The organism is Paenibacillus sp. An7 (assembly GCF_009870785.1).
Lineage (GTDB): Bacteria > Bacillota > Bacilli > Paenibacillales > Paenibacillaceae > Paenibacillus.
In genome coordinates, this window is record NZ_WTWX01000005.1 from 258,852 (window position 1) to 265,585 (window position 6,734).

The following is a 6,734-nucleotide window of genomic DNA, read 5'->3' on the forward strand; positions in this document are numbered from 1 at the left end:
TGGCCTACGTGTACGACTTGTATCCATAAAAAAGAGCGTCCTCCTTTTTAAAGGAAGCGCTCCTTATCTGTTCCTATTTTTATTCTCTATACATACCCGATTTCTACCGCTGTTCTTCGCTTCATATAAAGCCATATCTGCACGGTAGAACAGCGATTCAACACTGACCTGATCATCAAGCCAGCACCATTCCCCAATTCCGCAGGATACCGTAATTGTTGGAGAAGTCCGCTTAGAAATTTGCACCCGGATGTTCTCTGCAATAAAGAGCGCTTGCTGCGCACTGACCTGAGGTAAATAAATGGCCATCTCTTCCCCGCCCCATCTGGCACATAGGTCTTCTGGACCTCCATTTTCGCGAATAACGGCACTTACCTGGGTAAGTACTTGATCGCCGATCTGATGACCATAAGAATCATTTACTCGCTTGAAATCATCCAGGTCAATGACGATCAGTGAACCACAAAAGTCACTACTCTGTCTTTCTTCTATCATTCGGTCCACATAATGCCTTACGTATAAACCCGTTAACGCGTCGAATGTTGCCAGTCTCTTTACTTCGGCATGAAGAGTAGCATTCGTAACAGCAAGTCCAATATGAACACCCAGCATATCCATGAAACGAAAGTTATCGTAAGAAAAAAACTGTTTATTCTGATGTGTTACTAAAATAGCGCCTTCTACCTGTCCGTTTATGCGTAAAGGTACAGCCATCATAGACTTGGAGTTTGTGATTTCCATAAACATAGAGCTCGGGCCGATATGTTTCTCATAGTCAAAAATGATAACAGGTTCTCCAGTACGATATACCTCTCCGCTGATCCCGCTGAGCGAGTATTTCTCTTGTCCTAATGAAGACAGCGTCGAATTCAGAACACGGAACTGCTGATCTTCCGGATCAAGCTTCAGGATACAGCAGGCTTTTGCCTTAAAAATACGCATTAGCTGCTGCACAGCATATTCATAAATATCTGCTAGCTGCAAACTCTGATTAATTTTTTTGGTTAACTCATCTATCATTCGAAGTTCTTGAATGAGTGTGTTCGATTGCTGATGCATCTTGGCATTCTCATAAGCAGTTCCAGCCGTATCCGCCATCATGACGATTAGCTGGATATCTACATCCTTTATTACTTCTTTGGGAGTTTCAATATGAAAAACACCATATGTCCCCTGCTTCCCTCTAAAAGGAATCCCAAATTCGTATTTTTCCAGCCCAAGCGGCTGAGAAATCATTCTTTCTTCTGTATAAGCCATAGCACATACTGGGTTGTACTGCCCTTGTAAATGCAGCGGTTTAATTCGCGGATCTTCTGTAATTCCATCTTGGGACATGTATAGTGTCAGACGAGCTGTCGGGAACAGAAAAGCTACGCTTTCAAACACCTCTTGTAAAACGGTCTGAACATCCATTCGATCGTGCATCCGCTGTACAATTTGAAATAGAATGGAACGTCTTCTATTTTCTTTTTCTGTTGTTTTATGAATATGCAGCAAATCGGATAGAAAATGGTGCTCAAAATGGCGGTAAAAAATAGACTGAAAAAAAAGCTTTGCCGCTTCTAACACTTCGAGGATACCCTCTCTTATTTCTGGTACAGCGACGCACAAAACACCAAGCTGTTTTCCTTCAAGCCGCGTCTGCAGCGGAATGGTATATAACCGGTAATGCTTACATTTTGAAACTACGGACTGCTGTGGATAAAGCATGATATCTGTATCTACTTGCTCTAGTACTTGAAATACTGCTTCTTTTATAGGAGAAAAGAGTTCTCCGCTTTTAGCCACACATAATTTATTACTGTTCCACAGTGAAAACATTGACTCCTTTAGAGAAGGAATACCCTGAACCTCATGATTCCACTCCTTAAAAGCCTCACGGAGCAAACGATCATTATACGCAGAATCAAAAGTGCTAACATCTAGATGATACAACCACTCCTCTTTTTCATTCCAATAACCTTGTTCTTCACGCAAAAGAGGAGGCGAAAAGGTTTGAATGCCTTGGTCGGAGTTCTTTACATTACGTGCATTATAAAAAGTGCTATGTAATTGTTCTGTCATATAGGCGCTCCTTTGCACCTTTGGTAACCCAGCAAGTAACGGGTCAGGTCCAAAAGGCATGGTCGATTCATATCACATGAATGTGTCTACGATCATCTTATTTTCTTACTTTTTAATATTAAAGTATTTGATGGCTTAAATTTAAGATACAATCTATATTACTCTCTTTACTGATACTTTGCACCTTTTTAAAAGAAATCGGCGCTATTTTTTAGGCCTAATTACCTATCGACAAAAACAGACGAAATTCTACTTTGTCATTCTCTTGACTTCGTACTCTAATTTAATATAATATATATTGTTGAACAAGACTGTTATGGTCTTAAATTTGGGCGTAACGTTGTGTCACCCTCACAGCTCTTTGTTGCTGATTGAACAGCGGCTGAACTTTTCAATCGGTTGTATACCTCAAATAACAGGTAATACGAAACAAAAAGCGGCGCAAATAGAGCCCCATCTGATAATTTATAATAAAAGGAGTTACTCTAAACATGGCACGTTACACTGGTCCTAAATTTAAATTAAGTCGTCGTCTCGGCATCTCTCTCAGCGGTACAGGTAAAGAATTGGCAAAACGCCCTTTCCCTCCTGGCCAACATGGTCCTAACCAACGGAGAAAAATCAGCAACTACGGTATGCAACTTCAAGAAAAACAAAAATTGCGTCACATGTACGGTTTGGGTGAAAAGCAGTTCCGTACTTTGTTCGCTAAAGCACAAAAAATGCAAGGTATCGCTGGTGAGAACTTCATGTTCCTACTAGAATGCCGTCTTGACAACTTGGTTTACCGTCTTGGTTTTGCTAACTCCCGTGCAGGAGCACGTCAATTGGTATCTCACGGACACGTTACTGTTAACGGTAAAAAAGTAGATATCGCGTCTTACGCTGTAAACATTGGTGATGTAATTGGTCTGCGTGAAAAATCTCGCAACCTTTCTTCTGTAAAAGAAGCGATTGCAAATCGTTCACACCTTCCTGCTTACCTTGAGTACAACGAAGCAGCTCTTGAAGGCAGATTTATCCGTCTTCCAGAACGTGCTGAGCTTTCTCAAGATATCGACGAGAAACAAATCGTCGAGTTCTACAACCGTTAAGATCTGAGTCAAACTTTAAATCCCCTGCGCTTTATGCCAGGGGATTTACTATATGAGAGAAAACTACAGATGAGAACAAGAAAACACCCGATCCGTATAAATGGTTCGGGTGTTTTTATTTCACTTTATCAAAATCGCACTTTTGTAACAGGAGCCGGCTAAGCAAGATTTCTCCTGTGTTAGGCTCGCTCATTTATGTAAATGCTATACCATAAATCAACAAATTTACCCTCAAATAGAGTCTTAGAAGTACATATTCTGAGCAAGGATGTCAATTTCCGCTCCTTCCCACCATTTGCGGGGATTCAAATGCCTTAATTTATGCTATAATAATGCCTGTTAAAAGGAGGAAAGCATTTGATGGTTGATGATCAGAATAAAAAACCTGAAGAGAAGCCTTCCCGCAATCGTTTTTTCCGCAGGCTGGGTAGCTTTGTGAAGTGGGCTTTCATATTAGGCATTATGGGTGTTCTATTTGCAGGTGGTGCACTAACAGGCTACATAGCTTCTATTGTAAAGGACGAACCCGTTCGATCAAGAGCTGAAATTGAGCAAGCGATAGGGGAAAATGCACTGACGGGCTTTGCTTATTTCGCTGACGGGTCTCCCATAGGTCAGCTTCGGACCGAGGAGGATCGGCGAATTGTAGAATTTGAGGATATCCCTCAAAAGGTAATAGATGCAGTGGTATCGATTGAGGATGATTCATTCTACGAGCATAAAGGTGTCGACATAACAGGAACACTTCGTGCAGTAAAGGAACGAGTACTAAACGAACCCGTACAAACGGGAGGCAGTACCCTCACTCAGCAATTAGCTAGAAGAGTATTCCTTAATCTGGACAAAACAGAGGACCGAAAAGTAAAAGAGATCTTATTGTCCCTTCGATTGGAAAGATTTCTAACGAAAGATGAAATTATAACAGCCTATCTAAATAAGGTTCCTTTCGGAAATGGCTCAAGCGGATATAATGTCTATGGCATTAAAGCCGCTGCCAAGGGGATTTTTAATATTAACGATCTCAATGATCTAAACATTGCGCAAGCTGCCTATTTAGCAGGCCTTCCGCAGCTCCCCTCTTCTTATTCTGCTTTTAACGGAAAAGGGGATTTCAACGAGAAGAACTTTAATAATGCGCTAGAGCGTCAAGAACGTGTTCTTGGACGAATGCTTGCCCTTGGTAAGATTACGCAAAGTGAATATGATGAGGCAATTGCTTTTGATATCAAGTCTTCGCTTGCACCAAAAGTAGCCAAAGCGTACAATACTTATCCTTATCTGATGCTTGAAACGGAACGCCAAGCTGCGAAGGTTCTGATGGAAGTACTTTATCCAGAAGCTTCGGAAAACGGTGAAACAACCGCTGAACAATTGGAAGAGGCTCAGATTCAGCTGCGTACTGGCGGTTACCGGGTGTATACGACAATTAACAAAACGGTATACAAAACGATGCGCTCGATCGCTGAAGATGAAAGCAATTTCTCTGCCTACGATGAAAACAAAGGTCTTGAACAAACGGCATCGATGATGATCGATCATAAAACCGGGAAAATCCTTGGTATGATTGAAGGCCGTGATTTTAACGTAGAGAATATGAACTATGCTACTCAGATGGTGAGACAACCGGGTTCTGCAATGAAGCCGATTGCTGCTTATCTTCCTGCCCTAGAACAAGGGCTGATTCAGCCGGCATCTATTATTGATGACTCACCGATTATTCTGAAAGACGGCGGCAAAGGATTCCACATTCCTAAGAACAGTAACGGTAGATACAGCGGGCTTGTTACCGCAAGATATGCACTAAATCAGTCTCTCAACGTTCCTGCCCTGAAATTATTTAATGAAGAAGTAGGAATGGAGAAAGCTTGGGATTTCGCTAAAAGTCTCGGAATCACTACACTTACTGAAAATGATTATAAGAACGCAACAACAGGCGTACTCGGAGGTCTAACCCATGGTGTAACCGTTGAAGAATTAACGAATGCTTATGGTGCGATTGCGAACAATGGAGTATTCCATGATGCCTATATGATTGAAAAAATCGTAGATTATAAAGGTAATATTGTATACAGCCACAAAGCAGAGCCTAAGCAAGTTTTTTCTGAACAAACGGCTTATCTGATGACCGATATGCTCCGTACTGCCATCTCAGATGGAACAGGAAAAGTCGTAAAAAATAACTTTAATAAATATGGCGATATTGCTATCGCAGGTAAAACAGGAACAACGCAAAATTACGGCGATGTATGGTTCGAGGGATACACACCTGATGTTACACTCGGCGTATGGGTTGGTTATAAGACACAGGCGAACACGCTGGAGACGAAAGCTCAGAAAGAACGTGCTCGCAGACTGTGGGCTAAGATTATGAACGAAGTTTCCGAACAGGAACCTGATTTGTTTACAACCAAATCATTTACGAAGCCGGATGGGATCACAACGAAGACCGTATCCGCTTATAGCGGTAAACTTCCTACATCAGCTACAGATAAATTCGTGACCGATCTATTTAATACCAAATATGTTCCAACCGAATATGATGATGCGGTAGGCAAAGCCAAGTACATCACTTATAACGGGGTAAACTATATTCCAAGAGATGAAACACCTTCGGATATGCTGAAAGAACAAACCGTGGTGAAAAGAAAGCGTGCAATTTCCGATCTCATCAAGGATTTGCAAGCTGCATTCAAGAAAATGAGTTCACATGAGCCGCTTTCCTATTATTTGCCTAGGGACGCAGATGACGATATGCCTACAGAAGTTGACCCTAGACGGGACGATGGCAGCGCTCCTGACGCCCCAGGGAACGTCAGAATAAGCGTAAATAATGATAATGCGGTAATCACCTTTAACCCAAGTTCAGCAAATGATGTCGTCGGTTACCGATTGTACCGCAGTACAAACAGCGGTCCATTCCAGAATCAAGGCAAAGTCGTACTTGCAGGTAATCAAACAACCTTTACTTCCTATGCAGGCGGCGGTGCTCAGTTTTACATCGTAGCTGTGGATGTAGCAGGAAAAGAGTCCGCACCAAGCGCTATAGTCGGCAGTACGGCCACTGCTCCGCCACAGGAAGAAACAACAGATGAAGGCGTCATTGAAGTTCCTGGTGAAGTGGTAGATCCGAATGACAATGCTGCAGAAGAGAATACAGATCCATCCGCTGCAGTTCCCTCAACACCTAGCGGTGTGACTGCTACAGCTACGGATCAAGGTATTACGATTGCCTGGGCAGCACAAGAAGGAGTATCGAGCTTCCATGTATACTACAGTGAAACGGGCCAGGAACCGTTTCATGAGGTAGGTACAGCAAGCTTTACTTCCTTTAAATATAACAATGCAGAAGCGACTGGAGCCTTTCGAGTAACGGCTGTTAATGCAGCGGGTGAATCAGCCCCTTCTTCTGCGGTTAATGTAAGTTCATAGGATATATCGATAAAAAACATAAAGCCGAGCATAAAGGGATTCCCCTTGTATGCTCGGCTTTTGTTAGCGATATATAAATAAAGACATACTGCAATCGAGTAGGAGGCTACCCATTAGAAGAGTAGCCGACCTCTCACACCACCGTAC

The 6,734-nt window shown here is 42.4% G+C and carries 3 protein-coding genes; 2 read left to right on the top strand and 1 reads right to left on the bottom strand.

Translation table 11 applies throughout. The features are described from left to right. Positions 1-63: 63 nt before the first annotated feature. Entirely contained in the window at positions 64-2,064 is a 2,001-nt protein-coding gene (locus GQY27_RS09610) for a sensor domain-containing diguanylate cyclase (RefSeq protein ID WP_160033650.1), read from the bottom strand. Positions 2,065-2,555: 491 nt separating this feature from the next. Between GQY27_RS09610 and rpsD the strand changes: the two genes are divergently transcribed. Beyond that, positions 2,556-3,158, top strand: coding sequence for a 30S ribosomal protein S4 (rpsD, locus tag GQY27_RS09615; protein WP_160033652.1), 603 nt, complete (start codon positions 2,556-2,558; stop codon positions 3,156-3,158). A gap of 360 nt (positions 3,159-3,518) precedes the next feature. After that, complete coding sequence (locus tag GQY27_RS09620; RefSeq protein ID WP_160033704.1) at positions 3,519-6,587, top strand: transglycosylase domain-containing protein; 3,069 nt, start codon at positions 3,519-3,521, stop codon at positions 6,585-6,587. Positions 6,588-6,734 lie beyond the last annotated feature (147 nt).

What these genes read in the sequence shown, in the direction of transcription:
- GQY27_RS09610 (WP_160033650.1), bottom strand. Translation starts at nt 2,064, where the DNA reads ATGACAGAACAATTACATAGCACTTTTTATAATGCACGTAATGTAAAG.
- rpsD (WP_160033652.1), top strand. Translation starts at nt 2,556, where the DNA reads ATGGCACGTTACACTGGTCCTAAATTTAAATTAAGTCGTCGTCTCGGC.
- GQY27_RS09620 (WP_160033704.1), top strand. Translation starts at nt 3,519, where the DNA reads ATGGTTGATGATCAGAATAAAAAACCTGAAGAGAAGCCTTCCCGCAAT.